Origin of the sequence: Mycolicibacterium canariasense, from assembly GCF_002101555.1 — a bacterium.
Taxonomy (GTDB): domain Bacteria; phylum Actinomycetota; class Actinomycetes; order Mycobacteriales; family Mycobacteriaceae; genus Mycobacterium; species Mycobacterium canariasense.
Genome location: NZ_LQOL01000058.1, coordinates 120713 through 144754, shown reverse-complemented (window position 1 = coordinate 144754; position 24042 = coordinate 120713). Strand labels below are relative to the sequence as shown.

Genomic DNA, 24042 nt, shown 5'->3' with positions numbered 1-24042 from the left:
ATTATGGCCTGCGCTAGCGTGGACCCCGATGGCTACTTCCGGTCGTAAGGCGACGACGCGACTGACCAACGATGCCCTGGCGTTTCTGACCGAGCGGCATCTGGCCATGCTGACCACCCTGCGCGGGGACAATTCACCGCACGTCGTGGCCGTCGGCTTCACCTTCGACCCCAAGACCCACATCGCCCGGGTCATCACCACCGGCGGCTCGCAGAAGGCCGTCAACGCCGCCGAGCGCGGTGTGGCGGTGCTCAGCCAGGTCGACGGCGCACGCTGGCTGTCCCTGGAGGGCACGTCCACCGTCAGCGCCGATCCCGACGATGTCCGCGATGCCGAGCTGCGCTATGCCCAGCGGTACCGCACCCCGCGGGTGAACCCGCGCCGGGTGGTCATCGAGGTGCGTGTGCAGCGCGTACTGGGATCCTCGGGTCTGCTGGACCGCGGCGACACCGAGTCCGACTGAACCGTCCGCGGCGCGCGGCCGGTCGGTCAGACGGGCACCACGATCAGCTCGTGCGGGCGGTTGTTCACCGACTCGGCTCCCTGTTCGGTGACGACGACGATGTCCTCGATGCGGGCGCCCCATCGGCCCGGGAAATAGATTCCGGGCTCCACCGAGAAGGCCATCCCCGGTTCCAGCGTCAGGTCGTTGCCCGCCACGATGTAGGGCTCCTCGTGCACCGACAGGCCGATGCCGTGCCCGGTGCGATGCACGAACACCTCGGCCAGCCCCTCGTCGGCCAGCACGTCGCGCGCCACCGCGTCCACGGCCGCCGCGCTCATGCCCGGCCGGATCGCCGCGACGGCCTGCGCCTGGGCCCGCTGGAGCACCGCGTACTGCCGAGCCACCTCCGGCTGCGGCTCGCCGAGGCTGTAGGTGCGGGTGGAATCGGAGTTGTAGCCGGGCTCATATGGTCCGCCGATGTCCACCACGACGATGTCGCCCGCGCGCAGCTCCCGGTCCGAGCACTCGTGGTGCGGGTCCGCGCCGTTGGGCCCGGAGCCCACGATGATGAATGCAGCCTCCGAATGGCCTTCGGCGACAATGGCTTCGGCGATATCGGCGGCGACATCGGCTTCGGTGCGGCCCGGCACCAGGAACTCCGGCACCCGGGCGTGCACCCGGTCGATGGCCGCGCCTGCCTTGCGCAGCGCGCCGATCTCGGCCGCGTCCTTGATCATGCGCTGGCGCCGCAGCACGTCGGTGGCCAGCACCGGCACGGTCCCCAGCAGGTCGGCCAGGGGTAGCAGGTGCAGGGCGGGCATGGAATCCGTAACGGCGGCGAGCCGCCCATCGGGCACCGCGGCCATCGAGCCGGGCAGCGCATCGGCGACCAGCCGGTACGGGTTCTCGCCGTCGACCCAATCCCGCACCGTCACACCCAGATCCGGCACGGCCGACTCCTTGAGCGAGGCCAGCTCCAGGCGTGGCACCACGATCGTCGGCACCGACCCGTCGGCGGGCAGCACCAGCGCGGTGAGCCGTTCGAACGTCTGCGCGCGCGATCCGACCAGGTACCGCAGGTCATAGCCGGGGGTGATGACCAGCCCGGCCAGGCCGGCCTCGGCGGCACCGGCAGCGGCGATCCGCAGCCGTTGGGCGTACACGTCGGTGCTGAAGCGGCTGGAGTGCATGGCGTCGAGGTTAGTGGGCGGCCCGATAGGTGGCGACCTCGACCAGGTTGCCTTCCGGGTCGCGGCAGTAGTGGGAGGTCATCGGCCCGAGCGCGCCGGTCTTGGCGACCGGCCCCTCGGTGATCTCGACGCCGCAGGAGCGCAGGTGCGCACCGATCTCGGCGGCGTCGGCGTCGGCGATGAAACAGAGGTCCAGCGAGCCCGGCACATCGGCGTGCGCGGTCACCCAGTTCGGTGCGCCGGTGGGGCGCACGTTGAGCTTCTGGCTGCCGAACACCAGCGCGGTCCGGCCCTCGCCGAACTCTTCCCGGCGCATCCCCAGCACCCGGACATACCACTCGATGGTGGCGGCGGTGTCACGGCAGTTGAGCACGACGTGGTCGACGCGATCGACGGTGAAGGTCATACCTCACGCTACTGTCAGGCCGTGCTGCACGACGAAGATCCCGGCCCGGTCCTGCTGCTCGACGGCGCCAGCATGTGGTTCCGATCCTTCTTCGGGGTGCCATCCTCGATCACCGCACCGGACGGTCGGCCGGTGAACGCGCTGCGCGGCTTCCTCGACAACATCGCCGCACTGGTCACCGCCCACCGGCCGCGGCGACTGGTGGTGTGCCGTGACGACGATTGGCGGCCGCAGTGGCGCGTCGATCTGATCCCGTCGTACAAGGCGCACCGGGTCGCGGTGCCGGAGCCGGCGGGCACCCCGGACATCGAAGAAGTGCCCGACGAGCTCACCCCGCAGGTCGACATGATCATGGCGATGCTGGACGCGTTCGGGATCGCCACCGCGGGCGCGGCCGGGTACGAGGCGGATGACGTGCTGGGCACCCTGGCCGCCCGGGAGCGCCGGGACGCGGTGACCGTGGTCAGTGGCGACCGCGACCTGCTGCAGCTGGTCGGCGACGACCCGGTCCCGGTGCGGGTCTTCTACATCGGGCGGGGACTGGCCAAGGCCACACTGTTCGGCCCCGCCGAGGTCGCCGACACCTACGGCGTGCCGATCGACCGGGCCGGACCGGCGTACGCCGAACTGGCGCTGCTGCGTGGTGACGCCTCCGACGGGCTGCCCGGGGTGGCCGGTATCGGCGAGAAGACCGCCGCGACCCTGCTGGCGCAATACGGGTCGCTGGCAGCGATCCTGGCCGCGGCGACCGATCCGCGCTCGACGCTGCCGGCCGCAGCGCGCAAGAAACTGCTGGCGGCCACCGACTACATCACCGCGGCCGAGCCGGTGGTGCGGGTCGCCACCGACGCGGCGGTGACGATGTCGACCCCGACCGACACGCTGCCGCTCGCGGCGGCCGACCCGGCCCGAGTGGCCGAGCTGGCCGGCGAGTTCGGGGTGACGTCATCGATCGGGCGACTGCAGAAGGCGCTGGATCGGTTGTAGCTGCCGAGCAGACACCAACTCCCGCATTCCTCGACGGGAATGCGGGAGTCAGTGTCGGTTCGTGGTCTGTTCGTGGGCGGTGCCGGCCTACTTCGGTCGGCCGACCTCGTAGGTGCCCTTGTCGTCCTGGAAGGTCACCGTCACCTGACGCTTGGTGCCGTCGATGCTGACGACACATTCGAAGCTGTCACCCTTCTTGACCGTCGGGCTGTTGCCGTCGTTGCAGGTGACATCCTTGACGTTCTTGGCGCCGTACCCGTTGGCCTCGTCGGTCAGGATCTGCTGCACACCGGTCTGGGCCGCGTTGACGTCGAGCTTGGTGGTGACGAACCAGCCCGGCTTCCAGAAGCCGAGCACCAGCACCACCGCGACGATGATCGCGGCGAGCAGGCCGACGACCCCGCCGATCACGGCGAGCGACTTCTTGGAGCTCTCCTCGGCTGGGACCGGCGCGCCGTACGGCGAGTACTGCTGGTCGTACGGACCGGGCTGGCCGTACGGCTGGGGCTGTCCGTACTGCTGTGCGGCCGGGTCGTACGGCTGCGGCTGGCCGGGGGGCGGGCCGTATTGCGGGTAGCCCTGCGGGGCGTAGGCCGTGGGCTGACCGTACTGGTCGGGCTGCGGCGGGTACTGCTGCGGGTTGTACTGCGGCGGCACCGGCGGGGCGGGCTGCTGGTACTGGGGGTACTGCGGGGTTTGGTATGCCGGCGGCTGCCAGGCCGGTGCCTCGGTGGTGGGCTGCTGCTCGGGCGTGGACGGCGGCTGCCAAGCGTGCTGCTCGCTCGGCGGCTGCGCTCCGCCGGACTGCGGCTGCTGACCCGGCCACGCCTGCGTCGGGTCAGATCCCTGCGGTCCGCTCATGTCTCTCCTTGGTTGAGGTCCGTTGGCAACACAGTACCGTTTCGGGTCGGTGAGCAGGCGGAACCGTTGTGTCCCAGCTAAGCGGTGTCGATGTCCACCACACCGCGGCGAATCGCGGTGATCGCACGCTTGGCGGTGGCCCGCAGGGCCGCATCGGGTGCGGCGTTGCGGACCTGGTCCAGCAGGTCGAGCACTTGACGGCACCAACGCACGAAATCGCCTGCGGACAGCGGTGATCCGTTGCCGTTGACGTCGGAGGCCAGCAGCGCGGCGGTCAGGTCGCCGGTGGTGGCCCACCGATAGACGGCGGTGACGAATCCGTCGTCGGTTTCCCGGCTGGGGGCGATGCGGTGCCGGGTCTCGTCGGCGCGCAGCTCCGAGGAGACCCGCCGGGTGCTGGTCAGTGCGCGGCGCAGGGCGGCCGTCGGGATGTCGAACCCCTGCGGCGACGGGCCGTCACCACGGGATTCGAACAGCACCGCCGACAGCACCGCGGCCAGTTCGGCGGCGTCCAGGCCGTTCCAGGTGCCCGAGCGCAGGCATTCGGCGACCAAAAGGTCACTCTCGCTGTAGATCCGGGCCAGCAACCGGCCGTCGTCGGTGACCGCGGTCGCAGCACCACGGCCGGTGATGAAGCCGCGTTCGGTGAGCAGCACCAGGATGCGGTCGAAGGTGCGGGCCAGTGAATTCGTCGCCGCGGAGACCTTTTGTTGCAACTGTGCGTTGTCGCGTTCGATGCGCAGGTAGCGTTCGGCCACCCGTACCCGCTCTTCGCGGTCCGGCGCCGAATGGACCGGGTGGCGGCGCAGTTGCTCACGCAGGGCGGTCAATTCGGGATCGATATCCCGTTCGCCGGCCGCGCGGCGCTTGTCCGATGGCATCCGCAGCCCGGCCGCGGCCGACCGCAGCGCCGAGGCCAGATCGCGGCGCACCCGGGGCTGACGGTGTTCGACGCGTTTGGGCAGGCTCATCGAGCCCAGTGGTGCCGAGGCTCCCGAATAGTCGGCCGACGAGATCCGGCCCGCCCAGCGGTGTTCGGTGAGGATGAGCGGGCGCGGGTCGTCGGTGTCCTGGGCAGGCTCGAGCACGACGGCCAGGCCGCCGCGCCGGCCCTGGCTGATGGTGATGATGTCGCCGCGGCGCAGTTCGGCCAGCGCGTCGTCGGCCGCCTTGCGGCGTTGCAGCCGCGACGCCCGGGACTGGGCGCGCTCCCTGGCCGAGATGTCCGCCCGCAGCCGGGCGTACTCCAGCACCTGATCGTCGCCCAGCTCCTTGGCGATGTCGGCCATCATCTTCTCGCCGCGGCTGATACCCCGGACCAGGCCGACCACGGAACGGTCGGCCTGGAACTGCGCGAAGGAACGTTCCAGCAACTTGCGGCCCTGCACCGGGCCGAGCTGGCTGACCAGGTTGATCGTCATGTTGTACGACGGGGCGAAGGAGCTCTTCAGCGGGAAGGTTCGGGTGGAGGCCAGGCCGGCGACCTCCGCGGGTTCGGCGGCACTGTCGCGGGGATCCCACAGCACCACGGCATGACCCTCGACGTCGATCCCGCGGCGTCCGGCCCGGCCGGTCAGCTGGGTGTACTCCCCCGGTGTCAGCGGCGCATGCTGCTCGCCGTTGTACTTCACCAACCGCTCCAGCACCACCGTGCGCGCCGGCATGTTGATACCCAAAGCCAGTGTCTCCGTGGCGAACACCGCCTTGATCAAGCCCGCGGTGAACAACTCCTCGACGGTATGCCGGAACACCGGGAGCATGCCGGCGTGGTGGGCAGCCAGCCCGCGCAGCAGCCCCTCGCGCCATTCGTGATAGCCCAACACCACCAGATCGGATTCGGCCAGATCGGCGCACCGGCGGTCGATGACCTCGGCGATCCGGGCCCGCTGCTCCTCGTCGGTGAGGCGCAGGGACGAGCGCAGGCACTGTTTCACCGCGGCGTCGCAGCCGGCCCGGGAGAACACGAACGTGATCGCCGGGAGCAGGCCCTCGGCGTCGAGGGTGCTGATCACCTCGGGACGAGTGGGCATCCGGCTGAGGCTGGGCCGGGCGTTCTGCCGCCGCCCACCTGATCGCTCGCGTCCGCGGGACGGCTGCCAGTCGGCAAGCCGGTCGGCCTCGCGCCGGTGGGCGATGTGCCGCAGCAGCTCCGGCGCCACCAGCGCGTGGTCGGTGCCCTCGAAGAGGTCGAACAACCGCTTCCCGACCATCATGTGCTGCGACAGTGGCACCGGGCGGTGCTCGTCGACCACGACGGTGGTGTCACCACGGACCGTCTGGATCCAGCCGCCGAATTCCTCGGCATTGCTCACCGTCGCCGACAGGCTGACCAACCGTACCTCCTCGGGCAGGTGCAGGATCACCTCCTCCCACACCGCGCCGCGCATCCGGTCGGCGAGGAAGTGCACCTCGTCCATCACCACGTGGGAAAGACCCTGCAGCGCAGGGGAATCGGCGTACAGCATGTTGCGCAGCACCTCGGTGGTCATCACCACCACCGGTGCGTCACCGTTGATCGCCTGATCCCCGGTGAGCAGGCCGATGCGTTCCGCTCCGTAGCGCTGCACCAGATCGGCGTGCTTCTGATTGCTCAGCGCCTTGATCGGCGTGGTGTAGAAGCACTTGCGCCCGGCGGCCAGCGCGAGATGCACCGCGAACTCGCCCACCACGGTTTTACCTGCACCGGTCGGGGCGCACACCAGCACACCGTGCCCGGCCTCCAGCGCGGTGCAGGCCTTGACCTGGAACTCGTCCAGCCCGAAAGGCAGTTGTGCGGCGAACGCACGCAGCTCAGGTGGCGTCGTCATCAACCGGTGAGGATGCCGAGGACACGGCGGTCGGCGGCTCGATGGGTTCGGCGGCACCGATCGGGGCGGCCTCGTCGTCGGGGACCTCCTCCAGCGCCGCGCGCCGCGCCTTCTGCCGGTCGTGCAGGCGGGCGATCTGGATGGCGAGCTCCAGCAGCACGGACAGCGCGCACGACAGCGCCAGCATGGAGAACGGATCCGAACCCGGGGTGGCGAAGGCGGCGAAGACGAACAGGCCGAAGATCAGGCCGCGCCGCCACGCCTTGAGCTTGTCGTAGCTGAGCACGCCGATCATGTTGAGCATGATGATCAGCAGCGGAAATTCGAAGCTGATGCCGAACACCAGCAGCAGGTTGATCAGGAAGCCGAAGTACTGATCGCCGTTGAGCGCGGTCACCTGCACGTCGCTGCCCACGGTCAGCAGGAAGTCCAAGGCCTTGGCCAGCACCACGTAGGCCAGCACTGCCCCGGTGATGAACAGGGCCGCGCCGAACCCCACGAACAGCATCGCGAAGCGGCGTTCCTTCTTGTACAGGCCGGGGGTGATGAAGGCCCAGATCTGGTACAGCCATACCGGGCAGGCCAGCACCACGCCGGCGGTGAGCGCGACCTTGAGGCGCAGCATGAACTGGTCGAACGGTGCGGTGGCCAGCAACCGGCACGCGCCGTCGGCCGAGATCGAGGCCCGCGCCGACGGCGGCAGCGCACAGTACGGGCCGCGCAACCAGTCGCCGAGGCTGTGGAAGCCGAAGAAACCGTGCGAGTACCAGAAGAATCCCAGCGTGGTGGTGAGGACGACGGCCGCCATCGCGATCAGCAGCCGGTTGCGCAGTTCGGTCAGATGGTCGACGAGCGACATCGTGCCGTCGGGGTTGACCCGGGCTCGGCGCTGCCGCGGGTCGAGCTTCTTGAATATTCCGGGCTTCGGTGACATGTCTGGACACGCCTAAAGCCGCGGCATCAGGCCGCGGCGGGCAGGCGCGATGGCGTCAGGCCGGCCGTTTGTCCGAGGTCTGCTCGGGCGCCGGGGTGTCGACACGCTCCGAGGTGATCGGCTTGGCCGGCTCGGTGGAGTCGGAATGCGACTCGGCCTGCATCTCTTTGATCTCCGACTTGAAGATCCGCATCGACTTGCCCAGCGAGCGCGCCGCGTCCGGCAGCTTCTTGGCGCCGAACAGCAGGACGAACACCGCGATGACGATCAACCAATGCCAGGGTTGAAGACCGCCCATTCAGTCACCTCCAAAAGATTGAGGCCGAGTCTACCCGTCTTCGTAGGCGCGCAGTGCCGCCGCGGCCGACTCGCGTACCCGCGCCGCCAGCGCCTCGGGCGCAAGCACCCGCACCGCCGAGCCGAAACCCAGCACGAAGCGGGCCATCCACGCGTCCGAGGCGTAGGTCATGGCCGCCTCGAACGACCCGCCGGGCAGCTCCCGCAGCACGCGCAGCGGGTAGTAGTCGAACATCCACGCGGCCGACCGGTCGATCAGCAGTGTCGCCGACGGCAGCGCCGGGTCGGCGTCGAACAGCGAGGTGTCGGGCTCGGCCGCCACCGCCGGCTGAGGCGGGGTGGCCGGCTCGTCCAGCACCTCGGCGCGCACGATCCGGTCGAACCGGAACAGTCGCACCCCCTCGGCGGACCGGCACCAGGCCTCGAGGTAGCTGTTGTCGCCGACCAGCACCACCCGGATGGGGTCGACGATGCGCACCGACACCGCGTCGTGGGAGGCCGAGTGGTATTCGATCGACAGCGCCCGCCCGGTGCGTACCGCCGCCCGCACCGCCGCCGCGGCGGCGCTCTCCACCGGCGTCGGGTCTTGATGTGTGCCGGGGACCGTGAGCTGTTCACCGGCCGCCGATTCGATCTTGGCGATGGCGCTGCGCGCGGCTTCCGGGTCGACCATGCCGGGCACGTCGAGCAGCGACCGCAGCGCAACCAGGATGCCGGTGGCCTCGGGCGAGGTCAGCCGCAGCGGTTGGTCCACCCCGGCGGAGAACGTCACCTCGACGGTGTCGTCGGTGAAGTCGAAGTCGATGAGGTCGCCGGGACTGTACCCGGGTAGACCGCACATCCACAGTTGCGCGATGTCCGCGTCGAGTTGTTTGCGGGACACGCCCAGCGCCGCGGCCGCCTCCGACCGGGTCACCTTCGGGTTGGCCTTGAAGTACGGCACCATGTTCAGCAGCCGGACCAGCCGCTCGGACACTTGGCTCATGCGCGATCCGCCTCTACCTCTGCGCCGGCCCCCGCCCGCAACCGGCTCACCACATCCTCGCGTAACGCCTGCGGCTCGAGCGCCACCGCGTCGGCGCCGTAGCCGGCGATCTCCCTGGCCAGCCGGTCGGACATGCCGATATCGACGGTGATCACCTCACCGGGCCGGCCGCCGAAGCTCTGCGGCTGGGTGTGGGTGGCCTGCCGGCGCAGCGCCGTGGCCCGGCCGTCGGCGATCCACACCCGGGCCTGCTCGCCCGTCGGGACCTCCGACACCGCCCGAGCCACCAGCTCGCGCAGATTCACCCCGGCCGGTTTGTGCACCGCGCCCGGCGGGCCGACCGGCACGGGCACACTGCCGATCCGGGACAGCCGGAAGGTCCTGGTGTCGTCGCGGTCGCGGTCGTGCCCGACCAGATACCAGCGGCCCCGGTGGGTCACCACACCCCACGGCTCGACGGTGCGGGTCAGGAACGGCTCGCTGCGCGCCGGGCGGTGATCGAACTGGACCGCATGACCGGAATCGATGGCGGACAACAGAACTCGCAGCACCTCCTCGGAGCCGCGCAGTCCGGGCAGGTTGGCCGTCGAGGTGATCGCGACATCGGCATCGGCGTCGACGTCCACCCCGGCGGCCCGCAGCTTGAGCACCGCGCTCTGCGTCGCGGTGACCAGTTCCGGCGATTGCCACAGCTGGGTGGCCACCGCCACCGCGGCGGCCTCGTCGGCGGTCAGCTGCACCGGCGGCAGCGCGTAGGCGTCCCGGTTGATGCGGTACCCCTCGGTGGGGTCGAAGGCGGACACCCGGCCGGTCTCCAGCGGGATGCCCAGATCGCGCAACTCGTTCTTGTCCCGCTCGAACATCCGGGAGAACGCTTCATCGCTGGGGCTGTCCGCGTAGCCGGCGACCGAGCTGCGGATCTTCTCCGCGGTGAGGTAGTTACGGGTGGCCAGCAGCGCGATGACCAGGTTCATCAGCCGCTCGACCTTGGATGTCGCCACTCGGCACAGCTTAGCGGGGGTTCACCCGGCTTCCGGTGCGGCGCTCCGGTCCACCGCTGCCGCGGCATCCAGCAGGCGGGTCTGCGCGACGGTGCGTGCCACCCCGTGCCGGTGCAGGACGTCGACCAGTTGACCGAAGGTGCGGCAGACGGTGACCCGTCCGGTGCGGTCGGTCACCGTCCACGCGCGCTCGGCCACCCGGACCGTGAGCCCCGGGCGCAGCCGCGCCGCCGTCGCTGCCACGGCGGCGCGGCGCCGCGGACCGGACATCCGCGCCTGCATCGGGTCGTGCGGGCCGCCGCCGCATCCGCCGCACATCAGGGCATCACGTCGCCGGAGTTGGGCCCGAGCACCTGGCCGACGAACAGGTTGCCGCCCGGATCGGAACCCAGCAGCACGGCGGTGGGCGCCACCTCGTCGGGGGTGCCGAACCGGCCCAGCGGCAGATCGGCTCGCTTGGCCACCTTCCAGTCGTCGTCGATCCCGGCCAGCAGCGGCGTCTCGATCGGCCCGGGCGCGATCGCGTTGACCAGGACCCCGCGTGCGGAGACTTCCAGCGCAAGGGATTTCGTCATCGCGATGACCCCGGCCTTGGCGGCAGCGTAGTGGGCCAACGATGCACCGCCCTTGATGGCCAGCTGCGATGCGACGTTGACGATGCGGCCGCCGCCACGGCCTAGCATGCCGGCCAGCACCGCGCGGTTGAGCAGGAAGACGCTGGTGAGGTCGATGTGCAGGGTCTCCTGCCACTGGCCCAATGTCATGTCGGCCAGCGGGGATTGCGTGAGGATGCCGTGCGAGGTGACCAGGATGTCGATTCGGCCCAGTGTCTCCTCGGCACCGGCGATCGCGGTGGTCACCTGATCCTCGTCGGTGGCATCGAGGACCAGGCCGGCTTCGGCGCCGAGTTCGGTCGCGACATCGCCGACCGCGGTGTCGCGGTCGGCGAGGATCACCCGGGCGCCGGCGGCCAGATAGTGCGCGGCGATGGCGCGCCCGATACCGCTGGCGGCGCCGGTGACCACGGCCGTCCGTCCGCTCAGCAGGTCGGTGTGCGGGATGCTCATAGGTCTCTCCTGGAGTCGGGTCAGTCGCGCATGGCGACGGTCAGCGCACCGTCGACGATGATCGCCTGACCGTTGACATAGGACGCACCGTCGCCGGCCAGGAAGGCCGCAACGGTGGCGACTTCTTCGGGCCGGCCCACCCGCCCGGCCGGGATGTAGCCACCCGCCTGCCGAAGGCCTTCCGGCCCAAGGGAATTCACGGCATCGAGGGACTGCGGTGTCTCGATCAGCCCCGGAATGATGGCATTGGCACGGATACCGCGCGGGCCGAACTCGACGGCCAGGCTGCGCACCAGCCCGATGACACCGGCCTTGGCGGTGGCGTAGTGGGCGTGCTCGCCCCAGCCGTAGACGCCGCCGGCGATCGAGGACACCGCCACGATGGACCCACCGGGACCGAGGTGGCGTACCGCGGCCCGCGCAGTGCGCATGACGCCGTGCAGATCGACCGACAGCACGTCCTCCCACTGGTCGTCGGTCATCGCGGTGAACGGGGCGGCGCGCAGGATGCCGGCATTCGCGATCGCGGTGTCCAGCCGTCCCCACCGCTGCACGGCCTGCTCGACGAACCGCTCGACCGAGGCGGTGTCGCGGACGTCCACCTCGATGACGGCGCCGACACCGCCGGCCCGCTGCACCGCGGCCAGGGTGCGTTGCGGGTCGTGCGGATCACCGGGGAAACTGCCGATACCGACCCGGTATCCGGACCGGGCCAGCGCCATGGCGGTGGCCGCGCCGATACCCGATGCGGCACCCGTGATGACGGCGACCGGCGCCGCGGCGGCGGTCACGCCGCGGCCTTGTCGGTGTCGCCGGCCGGTGCCACGCTGCGGGCGAACAGCACCGCGACCGCGGACAGGACCGCGCCGACCGCACCGACGTACAGCGCGGCGGCCGAATACGGCACCGCCGCAGCGGTCAGCGCGGTGAGGATGAAGCCGGCGACGATCGCCCCGGGCTGGCTCATCGCGCCGATGAACGAGCTGCCGGTGGCCCGGCATTCCACGCTGAAACACTCGGCCTGGAAGAACAGGATGGCCGCGTACGGGCCGAGCAGGAAGAACAGCCCCATCATGTAGGTGACGATCACGTACACCGGCGTGCTCGGGCCCAGCAGCATGGCCGCGAAGAAGCCCCCGGACAGCAACCAGCCGACCGCGATGGTGTTGCGCCGCCCGAACCGGTCACCGGCCCAGCCGTGGGCGAGGTAGCCCAGCGCGCCGACCAGGTTCGACACCACCACCATCAGCAGGGTGTTCGACGCGTCGATGCCCTTCCCGGTTTCCAGTACGGTGGTCCCGAGCACCGAGAACGTCTGAATGGCAAACCAATTGAACAACCAGGCGACCGACAGCACGATGGTGTTGCGTAGGTGGACGCCGTGGAAGATGCGCCGGAACGGTGCGGCGGTCTCGTGGTCGACGTCGTAGGCGGCGGCCAGCCGGGCCGCGCCCGCCGCGTCCCCGCCCTTGCGCAGCTTGCGGATGCGTTGTTGCAGTTCGAATTGCGGACTCTCGCGCAGTGTCCGGCACAACAGCGCGACCAGGATCGCCGGAACGGTGGCCAGCAGGAAGGCCAGCCGCCACGCGTCGGCACCGAACACCGCGCTGACGGCCGCGACGAAACCGGCCGCCAGCAGCGCGCCGATGGGCCATCCGGTCTGCACCATCGAATAGACGAATCCCCGGTTGCGCCGGACCTTTTCGTCCTCGGTCACGGCGTAGAGCTCGTTGAGATAGGTGGCGTTGACGGATTGTTCGGCCAGCCCGAGGCCGCTGATGGAGCGCACGCCGATCAGCGAGGCGGCCCCGGCGGTGGCTGCGGTGGCCGCCGAGGAGGCCGCGGTGCCGGCGACCGAGATGATCATCCCGCGGCGCCGGCCGAGCTTGTCCACCATGGGACCGACGCCGAGCACCACGACGGCGGTTCCGACGCTGACCAGTGTCGAGACCAGCAGGGCGTAGCTGGTGCTCCAGCCGAACGACTCCTCGATCCTGGGCAGCAGGGTACCGAACAGGATGAAGTCGTAGACGGCGATGGTCCAGGCCAGGAACGCGATACCGCTGGCGCGGCGGGTCTCGCGGGCCGAAACCCGCCGCAGTGTCGGTTTTTGGGTGTCTTCGGGTGCGGGGTTCATACTGGAGGTCCTCCGGTGGGTCGTGCGGATGGTGTGGCTTCATCGGTGGGGCCGGGTCGGGGTGTCGGGTCGCAATCGCCACCCCGGCTCGGGTGTTCGGACTAGGCGGCCGGGTTTCGTGGCCGGCGGGCCAGGAAGTCGTCGGCGATCGCGTCGAAGGTGGTCCAGGTGACGCCGGCGTGGGTGTTGATGTGTTCGATCAGGCGTTCCAGCATGAGCAGCACCTGCGGACGGCCGGACACATCCGGGTGGATGGTGAAAGTGAAGACGGCGTAATCGGATTCGCGATACACCCAATCGAATTGATCGCGCCACATCTCCTCGATGTGCCGGGGGTTCACGAAGCCGTGGCTGTTGGGGCTGGTCTTGATGAACATCATGGGCGGCAGGTCGTCGAGGTACCAACTGGCCGGGATCTCGACGAGGTCGGTTTCGGTACCGCGGGTCAACGGCTTCATCCATGCCGCGGCGGGTTTGTCGTAATCGATCGGCGCCCACTGGTCACCGACACGCACGTAGTAGGGCTCGAAGTCCCGGTGCATCAGGGAGTGGTCGTACTTGATACCGCGCTCGATCAGCAGTTCGTTGGTGACCCTGCTGAATTCCCACCACGGGGCGACATACCCGGTGGGCCGCCGTCCCGCCCTGGTGGTGATGAGATCGATGCAGTGGTCCAGGATGTCGGACTCCTGCTGGCGACTCATGGCGATCGGGTTCTCGTGGCTGTAGCCGTGCAGCCCGATCTCGTGCCCCGCGGCCACCACCTCGTCGAACTGCACGGGGAAGGTCTCGATCGAGTGGCCGGGCCAGAACCACGTGGTGCGCAGGCCGTAGCGGTCGAACAGCCGGTTGAGGCGGGGCACCCCGACCTCACCGGCGAAGACGCCGCGGGAGATGTCACCGGGTGACTCCTCGCCGCCGTACGAGCCGAGCCAGCCGCCCACGGCGTCGACGTCGACCCCGAAGGCGACGAAGATGTTCTTGCCGGATCCATTGGTCATGTTGGTGATTCCTTTCGACGATGACGGTTATGCGTAGGTCCGAAGCGCCGCCCCGACCGCCGCCGGGGACCGATCCCCCGACAGCAGCAGCGCCAGCACGATCCGGGCTTGTGATGCCGGCAGTCCCACCGCGACGGCGCCCGCGGCCACCAGATCGCTGCCACCGCCGGCCCCGTACACCGGTAACACCGGTCCGGCCGCAACCCGGGTGGCCAGCGCCACCACGACACCGTCGGCGACCAGTTCGGCCACGGCGTCGGCGACACCGGGTGGGGCATTGCCGATTCCCATGCCGGCCAACACGATTCCGCGGGCACCGGCCTGGGCGGCGGCCCGCAGGAGGGTCCCGTCACCACCGGGATACGCCGCGACGATGTCGACCCTGACCGTGTCGAACGCCGCTCCGGGGTGGGTCAGTACCGGTGGCCGGGTGGGCACGCTGTGCATGGTGACCGCGCGGGAATGCACCACGCCTGCGGTGCCGGCTGGATTGCCGAACGCCGCGAGGTCGACGGTGTGCGCCTTGCGCACACCGCGGGCGGCGAAGACCGCCCCGGCGAACACCACCAGCACGCCGTGTGCGCGCGCGGCCGGGTCCGCGGCGACGGCCACCGCGTCACCGAGATTGCGGGGCCCGTCGGTGTCGCCGATATCGGCGGCACGTTGCGCGCCGGTCAGGACGACCGGCCGGTCGTCGGCATGCAGCAGATCCAGCAGGATCGCCGTCTCTTCCAGCGTGTCGGTGCCGTGGGTGATCACCACACCGTCGACGTCGTCGCGCGCCGAGGCGCGGGCCACCTCGTCGGCGACGCGGCGCATATCGGCCAGCGACATCCGGTACGAGCCGACCCGCAGCAGGTCGCGCGCCTCGATGGTGATGCCGTCGCCGGGTTCGATACCGGACAGCACGGCCGTCGCGTCGTCCACCGCGACGACGGCGTCCGGGGTGCTGCGCGACGAGATGGTGCCGCCGGTGGTGAGGACAACGACGTGGGGCAACTCAGCAGACTCGATTCGTAGTGGGCAGACAACCGGCGGTGGGCCAGTTCCCGGCCAATGAAACACCACCCCCGCCCTTTACACAATCGTTTGGGCCAATCGTTTGTGTAAACTCCGTGAAACATGGTGAACCGCCGCCGTTAAGGTGTGAGCTGCACCGTGTGAGCTGCACAGTGGACCGACGGGCCGAGCCGGCGCTCAAGGAGGTAGCGATGACCGACCCAGCCGCATCGGCCGCGGGCCGGCTCGCCCCCGTCACCTTGCGGATGATCGCCGAAGAGGTGGGTGTGAGCGCGTCCACGGTGTCGCGGGTGCTCAAGGCCGACGGGGACGCCGCCCACCGCTGGGCCTCGGCCCGGACCGTGGCGCGGATCAGGGAATGCGCCGCATCCAGGGCGTATCGGCCGAATCCGCACGCGGCCAGCCTGCGCACCGCCAAATCGGGTCTGGTGGGCGTACTGGTGCCCCGCCTGCAGGATTTCGTGCTGGCCACCATCTACGAAGGCATCGAAGAGGCCGCGACGGACAACGGCTACTCGACGTTCGTCACCAACTCACTCGACGATCCGGCCAACAAGGTGTCCCGGACGGACATGATGTTGCAGCGCCGCGTCGAAGGGATGATCTTCGGCGACGCCCATCGCGACGATCCCCTGCTGGCCGATCTGGCCGCCCGGGGTGTCCCGTTCGTGCTGGTGTCCCGCCACTCGGGTGAGCATGTCTCGGTGACCTGTGACGATCTGCTCGGCGGCCGGCTGGTGGGCCGCCGGCTGGTGGCCGCGGGCCGGCGCGATCTCGGCGTGCTGGCCGGGCTGCCGTTCACGTCCACGGCGATCGAACGGACCAAGGGTGCGGTGGACGCGTTCACCGAGGCCGGCCTCCACGTGCCCGACGACCGCGTCGTGTGGGGGCCGTTCGACGCCGCGGGCGGCCGGCAAGCCGCGGAGAAACTCTTGGCCGGCGAGCCCTACCCGGACGCCATCTTCGCCACCAACGACTTCGCCGCGATCGGCGCGCTCGGCGTGCTGCGCGACCGCGGCCTGCGGGTCCCCGAAGACGTTGCGCTGATCGGCTACAACGACATACCGATCGCCGCCGAACTGCCGACACCGCTGACCACCGTGCATTCGCCCATGCACCGGATGGGTCGCCGCGGGGTCGAACTGCTGATCGACATCCTCGGCGGCGGCACGCCCGACTCGGAGCGGCTGACCCCGACCCTGGTGGTGCGCGACTCGGGCTGAGCCCTACATGCTGGCGATCAGCCGCTTGACCCGCTCGTCGACCGACCGGAACGGGTCCTTGCACAACACCGTGCGCTGCGCCTGATCGTTGAGCTTGAGGTGCACCCAGTCGACGGTGAAGTCCCGGCCGGCTTCCTGTGCGGCACTGATGAACTCGCCGCGCAGCTTGGCCCGGGTGGTCTGCGGCGGGGTGTTGACCGCGGCCTCGATCTCCTCGTCGGTGGTGACGCGGGCCGCCAGCCCCTTGCGCTGCAACAGGTCGAACACCCCGCGGCCGCGCTTGATGTCGTGATAGGCGAGGTCGAGCTGGGCGATCTTCGCGTCGGACAGCTCCATGTCGTAGCGGTCCTGGTAGCGCTGGAACAGCTTGCGTTTGATCACCCAGTCGATCTCGGTGTCCACCTTCGCGAAATCCTGGCTCTCCACCGCATCCAGCTGGCGCCCCCACAGGTCGACGACCTGCTCGACCTGTGGGTTGGATTCCCGGGTTTGCAGATACTCGACGGCGCGGCCGTAGTACTCCCGCTGGATGTCCAGCGCGCTGGCCTGCCGGCCACCGGCGAGGCGCACCGGCCGGCGCCCGGTCAGGTCATGGCTGACCTCACGGATGGCCCGGATCGGGTTGTCCAGCGAGAAGTCCCGGAACGCCACCCCCGCCTCGATCATCTCCAGTACCAGCGAGGCCGTGCCCACCTTGAGCATGGTGGTGGTCTCGCTCATGTTCGAGTCGCCGACGATGACATGCAGCCGGCGGTACTTCTCGGCGTCGGCGTGCGGCTCGTCGCGGGTGTTGATGATGGGCCGGGAGCGGGTGGTGGCGCTGGAGACGCCCTCCCAGATGTGCTCGGCGCGCTGGCTCAGGCAGAACGTCGCCGCCTTCGGCGTCTGCAGCACCTTGCCGGCACCGCAGATCAGCTGGCGGGTGACCAGGAAGGGCAGCAGCACGTCGGAGATCCGGGAGAACTCGCCCGCGCGCACGATCAGGTAGTTCTCGTGGCAGCCGTAGGAGTTACCCGCGGAGTCGGTGTTGTTCTTGAACAGGTAGATATCGCCGCCGATGCCCTCGTCGGCGAGCCGCTGTTCGGCGTCGATCAGCAGGTCCTCGAGCACGCGCTCACCCGCACGGTCGTGGGTGACCAGCTGGGCCAGGTTGTCGCACTCCGCGGTGGCGTACTCCGGGTGCGATCCCACGTCGAGGTACAACCGGGCCCCGTTGCGGAGAAAGACGTTGGAACTGCGGCCCCACGACACCACCCGCCGGAACAGATAGCGGGCAACCTCGTCCGGGCTGAGCCGACGATGACCGTGGAAAGTGCAGGTCACGCCAAATTCGGTCTCGATACCCATGATCCGTCGCTGCACACAATCGAGCTTACGGGGTGGGTCTCGGTAAAGGTGGGTAAGACTCCCCAAGTCGTCCTACCGCTGAGTCGTCCCCACCGCTAAGCCGTGTGCACCACGGTGATGGTGGTCCACGCCCCGACGTGGATGCGGTCCCCGTCGGCCAGCGGGATCTCCTGCCCTTGCGGCAGTCGGTCGTCGCTGCCGTTGAGGCTGGTGCCGTTGGTGGACCCGATATCGGTGATGGTCAGGGCGCCGTCGCGCAACCGCAGCACGGCGTGCTGGGTGGAGACCCCGCGGTCGGTCGGGTGCAGGGCGAGGTCGATCTGGGGGTCGACCCCCTTGTCCGGGTTGCGTCTGCCGATCAGGGTGACGTCCTGGTCCAGGGGGATGCGGCGGTGCGGGAAATAGTCCGGGAAGTCGACGGTGTCCGGGCCTTCACGGGCCAGCACCCGTTGATAGAACTCCCGATCGGCGGCAACGACGGCGGTCCAGGTGACCGCGGGCGGTGCCGTACCGGGCGGCGCCGCATCGGGTGCAGGCAGCGCCGAATCATGGCCGCAGGCTTCACAGAACCGGCCGCCGATCGCCGCCCCACACGCCGGGCACTGCGCCGCAGGGGCCGGCGGCGGCGGCGCGACCGGGTCCCCGATCGGGGATCCGCACACATCGCAGAAATCGGCGGCGGCGGAGGTATGTCCCTCGACGCAGGTCGGCATCAGCTGTCCCCCGCTTCCTTGCGTACCCGCGCGGTCTTGGTCGACCGCGCATCGAGTGCCATCTCGTCGGCCGCGGCCACCTCGCGCCGCAGCGCCACGGTGCCGGTGCGCTCGTCCACCTCGACGACGCCACGCAGCAGTTTCGCGGTACCGGTGTTGCCAGACTCCACCGCGAGGTCCATGGCCCGCTGCAGGCGGGCGGTGGCGGTCTGCACGTCACCGTCCTTGCGCGCGCTCAGCCCCTCCTGCACGGCCTGGGCGAGTTCGGCCTGACCGGTGTAATGCGCCACCCGGCGGCTGATCACCGCCGACAGCGAGGTATCGGCCGTCCACACCGCCTTCACCAGTCCCTGCCCCAGAATCTGTTCACCGGCAACGACACTCACGCGCGCCGCGAGTTTCTCCCGGCCCACGTCGGCGGGCTCGACCTCCACCTGGATGTGGTAGTCGCGTTCCTCGGCGCCCCAGGACCCCAGCGGATACTCCCCCGCCTGCGCGCCCGCCTCGGCCCGGCGCGCGGTGAGATCCTCCACGGTGGGCGCCACCTGTTTGACGAAGGCCACCCTGGCCCCGGCCGGCGTCCACAACCGCAGCGTCAGCCCGGCGATCGACTTGCTCATCGAGGTGCGCATCATGGCGGCGAAATCCTCGGCCAGATCCTCCGGGTCGGCCACGATGTCGACAGTGCCCAGCAGCGCCGAGGAGATCGCGCGCAGCTCGTCGACCTGCCAATCGGTGCCCACACCCCGGCAGTCGCAGGTGAATTCGCCCTCGGACAGCCCGATCTGCTCGCCCAGAGCCTCCGGGGTTTCGTGCTCGTTCTTCCCGTCGGTCAGCAGGATGGCGTGGATGATCGCGCCCGGATGCGCGGCGACCACACCGCGCACATGCGCCAGCCAGGTGCCCATCGCGGTACCGCCCTTGGGCCGCAACGCATCGACCGCCCGTAACGCCTCGGCCCTGGTCGCCGCCGACGCGGGGACCGGCCACCCGTCCAGCGGGTAGACGTAGGTGGCGCGTTCGGTGCCGGCGATGATGGTGAAATAGGTGCCGTCGACCAGTTCTCCGATGGCCGCCGCGGTGGCGCGTTTGGCCTCGTCGAATTTGGTGGCCGGCGAACGCATCGAGGTGGAGCAGTCGATGATGATGGCCTCGACCCGGTCGGTGCCGTCGGCGACGGCGACACCCTCTGGCACCATGACGCTGACGATGGCATCCACCGTCCCGGAACCCTCGGCGATGTAGTGGTTGTGGTCTACGTCAACCGAAATAGACTGCGGCCCAGCGGCACTCATGAGGCTCCTCCGATCGGGATCACGGCCACCGTGATGTTGTCGGCGCCGCCGGCGTGCAACGCACGGTCGGTCAGCGCCCGGGCCGCCGATACCGCGTCGGTGCGGGTACAGAACTCCCGCAGCGCGTCGGGCTCGGGCAGGTAGTTCCACAATCCGTCGCTGCACACCACCAGCGCGCCGGGCCCGGTCACGCTGAGGATGTGCACGCTGCGCTCGGTCCAGGGCGTGGGCTCGGCGTCGGCACCGAGCCAGCGGGTCAGCGTGTGGGCGCCGCGCAGCACCGCCTCGGACTGCGGCGCGGCGCCCGCGGCGATCAGCTCCTGGGCCAGCGAGTCGTCCACGGTGAGCTGCCGCCCGACCGCGGGCGGGTCGGGCAGCCAGTAGGACCGGCTGTCGCCGACATTGCCCACCGTCACCTGGGTGTTGCCGTCGCCGGGCAGCACGATGACCGCGGTGAACGTACACGAGCCGGGGATCCCGGCACCGGCCGTCGGTGCGGCCGCGGCACCGGCCAGCCCGGCATACATGGCGGCCACCGCGTCGCGCGAACCGGACAGGGCGTCCAGTATCTGCGCCACACCCGCCCGAGCCGCCGCGCCCGACGCCACGTGAGGATTGATCGACGTCGACACGCCGTCGCAGACCACGACCGCGATCGCATGCGGCCGGCCCCCGTCGGCGGGAGCCAGAATCCCCACCGCGCCGGCGTCCTCGTTGCGGGCGTGCTCGATACCGCGGTCGGTGACCATCGCAACACCGCCGAGTTCGGCCTCGTCGCGGTCCGGTTCGGACCGCAGCTGACCACACGTCGTGCAGTAGCCGTCGGCACCCACCGACGCGCCGCAGTCGGCACACGGCCCGACACCGCGGCCGGGACGCGGGATGACGACGGTGGTGGCGTCGGCCAGTGCCGCGCCACAACTCTCACAGAACCGGTCGGCAGGATGGGTGGGCTGCGCGCAGCGCGGGCAGCCGGTGCCGGGCAGTACCCCCGTCATACCCGGGTCCTCGGCCGGACCGCATTGGCCTGCTCCACCAACGCTATTCGGTCCCAGATGGTTCGGCTGCCCTGCGCCAGGTCGCGGTAGCACTGCTCCATCCCGCGCCGGATCCCGGGGACGTCGAACGGGTACCCGAGCAACGTCGCGGTAGACCCGGTGTGGCCGGCCTGTAACCAGCTCAGGGCCGCACCCAGCACCTGGAGGTCGATCTGTGCCCGTTTGGTGGCCGACTCCACGGTCAGCGCCGCGGCGCGGGCGCCGGCGTCGGCCAGGGTCGGTTCGTCGAGATCCGCGCCGTCGCGGCCGTCCAGCAAGATGTCGATGGCGGTGGCGCCGGCGGCGGTGAAATACGCCGACGTGGAAGGGACTTCGTCGAGGGCCGCGATCGCCGCGGCCCGGTCACCGGCCCGGGCGCGCCGGCGCGCCAGCCCGAATGCCGCGCTGACGTAGCCGTGGTCGGTGCGCCAGACGGTGTCGTAGTACCTGGCCGCGGTGGTGTCCAGGGCGCCGCTGAGTTCGGCGACCGCTGCCAGCGCCAACTTCGGTGCCAGCTCGCCGGGCAGGGTGGCCAGCACGGTCTCGAATTCCTGTGCGGCGCTGTCGAAATTACCTTCCAGCAGGGCGCACTGGCCGCGATACCACGCCAGTCGCCAGTCGCCGGGGATCAGTGCGTCCAGCCTGACCAGCCGCTTGCGGGCGGCCGCCGGCGCGCGCGTCTCCAAATCGGCGCGGGCCAGGCGCAGTGGGATCTCCACCGATGCCGCTGCGCCACCGGCCAGCTGCAGTGCCTGCTCCAGTTGGGCCGGTGGGGTGCCACTGGTGGTGGCCAGCACCGCCGCGCCCGGGTCGGTGAGGTCGACGCTGGGTACCGGGAGTGCGGCGATCACCTCGATCCGGTCGGCCGGGGCCACCCTGCTGATGCCGAAAGCGCCGCGCTGCTGGCTGAAGTGCAGCGAGACCCGGGGTTCCGGGGGCGCTCCCCCGGCCGCCACGATCTCGTACAACACCCCGGTGAGCTGGTCGGCCAGCTCCGCCATCGAGGAGAATCGGCGCGCCGGATCCGGATCGGTGGCGCGCAGCAGCGCCCGGTGCAACGACTCGTGTGCGGCCAGCACCGGCACCGTCTCCGGACCCGGCAACTCGGCCGCGAAATGCCCATTCTGTTGCGGTACGTCCATGACCAGTACGGCCAGCGTGCGGCCCACCGTGTAGACATCGCTGGCGACGGTCGGCCCGGTCCTGGCGATCTCGGGCGCCTGATAGCCGATGGTGCCGTAGATCGCGCTGTCCTGATCATCCATGGCGATGACCGCGCCCAGGTCGATGAGCTTGAGCTGCTCGTCGGTCTGCATCACGTTGTCCGGTTTGAAATCGCAGTAGGCCAGGCCCTGACCGTGCAGGAAATCCAGCGCCGGCACGATCTCGACGATGTAGGCGACCGCCTGATCCGGTGGCAGCGGCCCGTTGTGCGCTTTGCGGATCTGTTTGAGCGAGGTGCCGCCGACATATTCCATGACGATGAACCCGACCGGCACCCCGGAGGGGTCGGGGTGCTGCACGAAGTTGTAGATCCGGACGATGCTCGGGTGCTCCACCTCGGCCAGGGCGAGCACCTCGGCGGCAGCGGCGGCCATCGCATCCTTGTCGCCCGAGTTGAGCAGCCCTTTGAGTACCACCCAGCGGTTGTGCACGTTGCGGTCGATCGCCAGGTAGATCCAGCCCAGCCCGCCGTGAGCCAGGCAGCCCTGAACCTCGTACTGGCCGGCGACCAGATCACCGGGGGACAGCATGGGCACGAACGAATAGCGGCTTCCGCAGGCGGTGCAGAACCCCTCGGGCCGTCCCGGCGTACCATCGCGGCCACGCCCGACCGGCTTGCGGCAGTCCGGATTTCCGCAGAAACGGCTCCCCTCGGGCACCTTGGGATCGGCCATGATCGCCGCGGCGGGATCACCTTTGGGGATCCGCGGCATGGTGACCACCCCGGCACCGAGCCGGCCCCGCGCGCTGGAGGTCGATCGTGACGAGCCGGTCCGCGCGGTGCGGGCCGATCGCGCGGACGTGCTGCCGCGGGTGGCTGCCGCGGTGGCAGCGGGTTGCTGCTGCGGTACCGGTGCGCTGCCACACACATCGCAGTACCCGTCGGTGACGGTACCGCCGCAACCCGGCTCGGCACACTTCATCTGGCCGCCTCCCGCTTCTGGGCGAGGATCTGTTGGAAAGCGGATACCGCCCGGGTCACCTCACGCAGATCGCACGGGCGCCGCGACAGCAGTCCGGCCGCGATCCGGCCCGACGCCAACAGATCCCGGTCCTCCCCCAGGCCGAGTCGGGCGGCCTTGGTCTGGTAGACCTCCAGTCGGCCGGCCAGTTCGGCGCGCCGGTCCAGTAGCCCCTGGGCCAGTCGTTCGTCCTCGTCGAGCACGCGCTGGGCTTCGTCGATTCGCCGCTGCAGGGCACGCAATGCGGCCGGATCGTCGGCGGTCAGCAGGGCCAGTTCGGCGCGCAGACCCGGTTCGGCGTCCGGGTGCGCGGGCAGCGGCCCGCACAGCACCTGCCGCCGGGCCCGCTCCCGGACCTCGCCGGCGCGCGCCGCCGACGCACGCAGGGCGTCCAGCGTGCCCGACGTCTTCTGCACGGCCGCAGCCCAATGGGAGCGCAGCTCGGCGAGCTCGACAAGCTCGGCCGCCTGCCTCTCGAAAGCGACGGTGATGGCACGTACCCGCGTCTCGACGGCACCGGCGGACAGCGACAGCGGATCGGTCGCCGCGACCGCCAGCAGGTCGGCGACACCGGCGGGCTCGGGTGCGCCGGTGGCGGCCACCCTGTCCTGCACGGCCGCAAGACCGTGCACCACCAGCGTGTTGACCCGGTCGACCTCGTCGAGGAATTCGGCCACCGCCGGATAGGCGGCTCGCATCCGATCGGCGGTATCGGCCAGGCCGACGTACTCGATCACCTCGCCGGATCCGGTGAGCGACCGCCGCGCCAGCGGCACGCGTTCCCTGGACACCTCGAGCGGGCGTTCCCGCAGCCAGTGCGTCAGTTCGGCCCGGTCGGCCTCCGAGGGCTTGGACCGGCGGGCCCGGATCGCGCGGGTACCGTCCAGGATCGCGGTCATCCGGCCGAGGTCCTCCCAGAGCTGCGCAATCGCGGCCTCGACCGCGGTCCAGTGTCGCGCGGTGACGCCGGTGGGCGGGTACAGCCGCACGTGCGACAGCCCCGGATGGCTGTCCAGCTCGACCATCGTCGTCGACATCGCCGCGACTTCGACAGTCCGCGTGTCGATTTCGCGGTCGATGGCGTCGGTACTGAGTGCGGTCAT

23 protein-coding genes are annotated in these 24042 nt (G+C 70.1%); 3 read left to right on the top strand and 20 right to left on the bottom strand.

The features are described 5' to 3' along the window. Positions 1-28: 28 nt before the first annotated feature. A complete protein-coding gene (locus AWB94_RS20630) occupies positions 29-463 on the top strand; it encodes a F420-dependent biliverdin reductase (RefSeq protein WP_062657120.1) in 435 nt (144 codons plus the stop codon). A 26-nt stretch (positions 464-489) separates the two neighbouring features. Here AWB94_RS20630 and AWB94_RS20625 read toward each other — a convergent pair whose 3' ends face one another. Together AWB94_RS20625 and AWB94_RS20620 are read right to left on the bottom strand one after the other, a co-directional pair. Then, complete coding sequence (locus AWB94_RS20625; RefSeq protein WP_062657121.1) at positions 490-1635, bottom strand: M24 family metallopeptidase; 1146 nt, start codon at positions 1633-1635, stop codon at positions 490-492. Positions 1636-1645: 10 nt separating this feature from the next. After that, a complete protein-coding gene (locus tag AWB94_RS20620; protein WP_062657122.1) occupies positions 1646-2041 on the bottom strand; it encodes a VOC family protein in 396 nt (131 codons plus the stop codon). A 24-nt stretch (positions 2042-2065) separates the two neighbouring features. Between AWB94_RS20620 and AWB94_RS20615 the strand changes: the two genes are divergently transcribed. Next, complete coding sequence (locus tag AWB94_RS20615) at positions 2066-3028, top strand: 5'-3' exonuclease (RefSeq protein WP_264021005.1); 963 nt, start codon at positions 2066-2068, stop codon at positions 3026-3028. A gap of 87 nt (positions 3029-3115) precedes the next feature. Here AWB94_RS20615 and AWB94_RS20610 read toward each other — a convergent pair whose 3' ends face one another. The 12 genes from AWB94_RS20610 to AWB94_RS20555 form a co-directional block, all read right to left on the bottom strand. Further along, the gene (locus AWB94_RS20610) at positions 3116-3889 is read right to left on the bottom strand and encodes a DUF4333 domain-containing protein (protein ID WP_062657123.1); all 774 of its coding nucleotides are present in this window, start codon (positions 3887-3889) and stop codon (positions 3116-3118) included. A gap of 77 nt (positions 3890-3966) precedes the next feature. After that, positions 3967-6696, bottom strand: a complete 2730-nt coding sequence (locus AWB94_RS20605) for a DEAD/DEAH box helicase (RefSeq protein WP_062657124.1) — start codon at positions 6694-6696, stop codon at positions 3967-3969. Continuing rightward, on the bottom strand, positions 6680-7630 hold the full coding sequence (gene tatC, locus AWB94_RS20600; protein WP_062657125.1) for a twin-arginine translocase subunit TatC: 951 nt from the start codon (positions 7628-7630) through the stop codon (positions 6680-6682). Before tatC ends, AWB94_RS20605 begins: the two co-directional genes overlap by 17 nt. A 55-nt stretch (positions 7631-7685) precedes the next feature. Next, positions 7686-7928, bottom strand: coding sequence for a Sec-independent protein translocase subunit TatA (gene tatA / locus AWB94_RS20595; RefSeq protein WP_024453512.1), 243 nt, complete (start codon positions 7926-7928; stop codon positions 7686-7688). Between the two features lie 30 nt (positions 7929-7958). Next, entirely contained in the window at positions 7959-8912 is a 954-nt protein-coding gene (locus AWB94_RS20590; protein ID WP_062657126.1) for a helix-turn-helix transcriptional regulator, read from the bottom strand. Beyond that, positions 8909-9913 carry a helix-turn-helix transcriptional regulator gene (locus AWB94_RS20585; RefSeq protein WP_062657127.1) on the bottom strand — a complete coding sequence of 335 codons (1005 nt, stop codon included), beginning with the start codon at positions 9911-9913 and terminating at the stop codon, positions 8909-8911. The genes AWB94_RS20590 and AWB94_RS20585 overlap by 4 nt, the downstream gene beginning before the upstream one ends. Positions 9914-9934: 21 nt before the next feature. Continuing rightward, positions 9935-10183: a hypothetical protein gene (locus tag AWB94_RS20580; RefSeq protein ID WP_165605334.1), complete on the bottom strand. Its 249-nt coding sequence runs from the start codon at positions 10181-10183 to the stop codon at positions 9935-9937. A gap of 47 nt (positions 10184-10230) precedes the next feature. After that, positions 10231-10980 (bottom strand): SDR family NAD(P)-dependent oxidoreductase, encoded by a 750-nt coding sequence (locus tag AWB94_RS20575; RefSeq protein WP_062657129.1) that lies wholly within the window; start codon positions 10978-10980, stop codon positions 10231-10233. Between the two features lie 20 nt (positions 10981-11000). Then, positions 11001-11771, bottom strand: a complete 771-nt coding sequence (locus AWB94_RS20570) for an SDR family NAD(P)-dependent oxidoreductase (protein WP_062657130.1) — start codon at positions 11769-11771, stop codon at positions 11001-11003. Further along, positions 11768-13117 carry an MFS transporter gene (locus AWB94_RS20565; protein WP_062657131.1) on the bottom strand — a complete coding sequence of 450 codons (1350 nt, stop codon included), beginning with the start codon at positions 13115-13117 and terminating at the stop codon, positions 11768-11770. The genes AWB94_RS20570 and AWB94_RS20565 overlap by 4 nt, the downstream gene beginning before the upstream one ends. 101 nt (positions 13118-13218) lie before the next feature. Next, positions 13219-14118 (bottom strand): polysaccharide deacetylase family protein, encoded by a 900-nt coding sequence (locus tag AWB94_RS20560; RefSeq protein ID WP_062657132.1) that lies wholly within the window; start codon positions 14116-14118, stop codon positions 13219-13221. Positions 14119-14145: 27 nt separating this feature from the next. Further along, positions 14146-15117: an asparaginase gene (locus tag AWB94_RS20555; RefSeq protein WP_062657133.1), complete on the bottom strand. Its 972-nt coding sequence runs from the start codon at positions 15115-15117 to the stop codon at positions 14146-14148. Between the two features lie 212 nt (positions 15118-15329). On the opposite strand from AWB94_RS20555, the gene AWB94_RS20550 reads away from it, so the two are divergent. Continuing rightward, on the top strand, positions 15330-16361 hold the full coding sequence (locus tag AWB94_RS20550) for a LacI family DNA-binding transcriptional regulator (RefSeq protein WP_234811816.1): 1032 nt from the start codon (positions 15330-15332) through the stop codon (positions 16359-16361). A gap of 3 nt (positions 16362-16364) precedes the next feature. Here the strand turns inward: AWB94_RS20550 and pafA are convergent, their stop codons facing one another. The 6 genes from pafA to AWB94_RS20520 form a co-directional block, all read right to left on the bottom strand. Continuing rightward, entirely contained in the window at positions 16365-17723 is a 1359-nt protein-coding gene (gene pafA / locus AWB94_RS20545) for a Pup--protein ligase (RefSeq protein WP_109762279.1), read from the bottom strand. Between the two features lie 80 nt (positions 17724-17803). Next, positions 17804-18421 (bottom strand): FHA domain-containing protein, encoded by a 618-nt coding sequence (locus AWB94_RS20540; protein WP_062657135.1) that lies wholly within the window; start codon positions 18419-18421, stop codon positions 17804-17806. Next, positions 18421-19716 (bottom strand): vWA domain-containing protein, encoded by a 1296-nt coding sequence (locus AWB94_RS20535; RefSeq protein WP_062657136.1) that lies wholly within the window; start codon positions 19714-19716, stop codon positions 18421-18423. Before AWB94_RS20535 ends, AWB94_RS20540 begins: the two co-directional genes overlap by 1 nt. Beyond that, on the bottom strand, positions 19713-20714 hold the full coding sequence (locus tag AWB94_RS20530; RefSeq protein ID WP_062657137.1) for a PP2C family protein-serine/threonine phosphatase: 1002 nt from the start codon (positions 20712-20714) through the stop codon (positions 19713-19715). The genes AWB94_RS20535 and AWB94_RS20530 overlap by 4 nt, the downstream gene beginning before the upstream one ends. Then, positions 20711-22900: a serine/threonine-protein kinase gene (locus AWB94_RS20525; protein ID WP_062657138.1), complete on the bottom strand. Its 2190-nt coding sequence runs from the start codon at positions 22898-22900 to the stop codon at positions 20711-20713. The genes AWB94_RS20530 and AWB94_RS20525 overlap by 4 nt, the downstream gene beginning before the upstream one ends. Next, positions 22897-24042 carry a hypothetical protein gene (locus AWB94_RS20520; RefSeq protein WP_062657139.1) on the bottom strand — a complete coding sequence of 382 codons (1146 nt, stop codon included), beginning with the start codon at positions 24040-24042 and terminating at the stop codon, positions 22897-22899. The genes AWB94_RS20525 and AWB94_RS20520 overlap by 4 nt, the downstream gene beginning before the upstream one ends.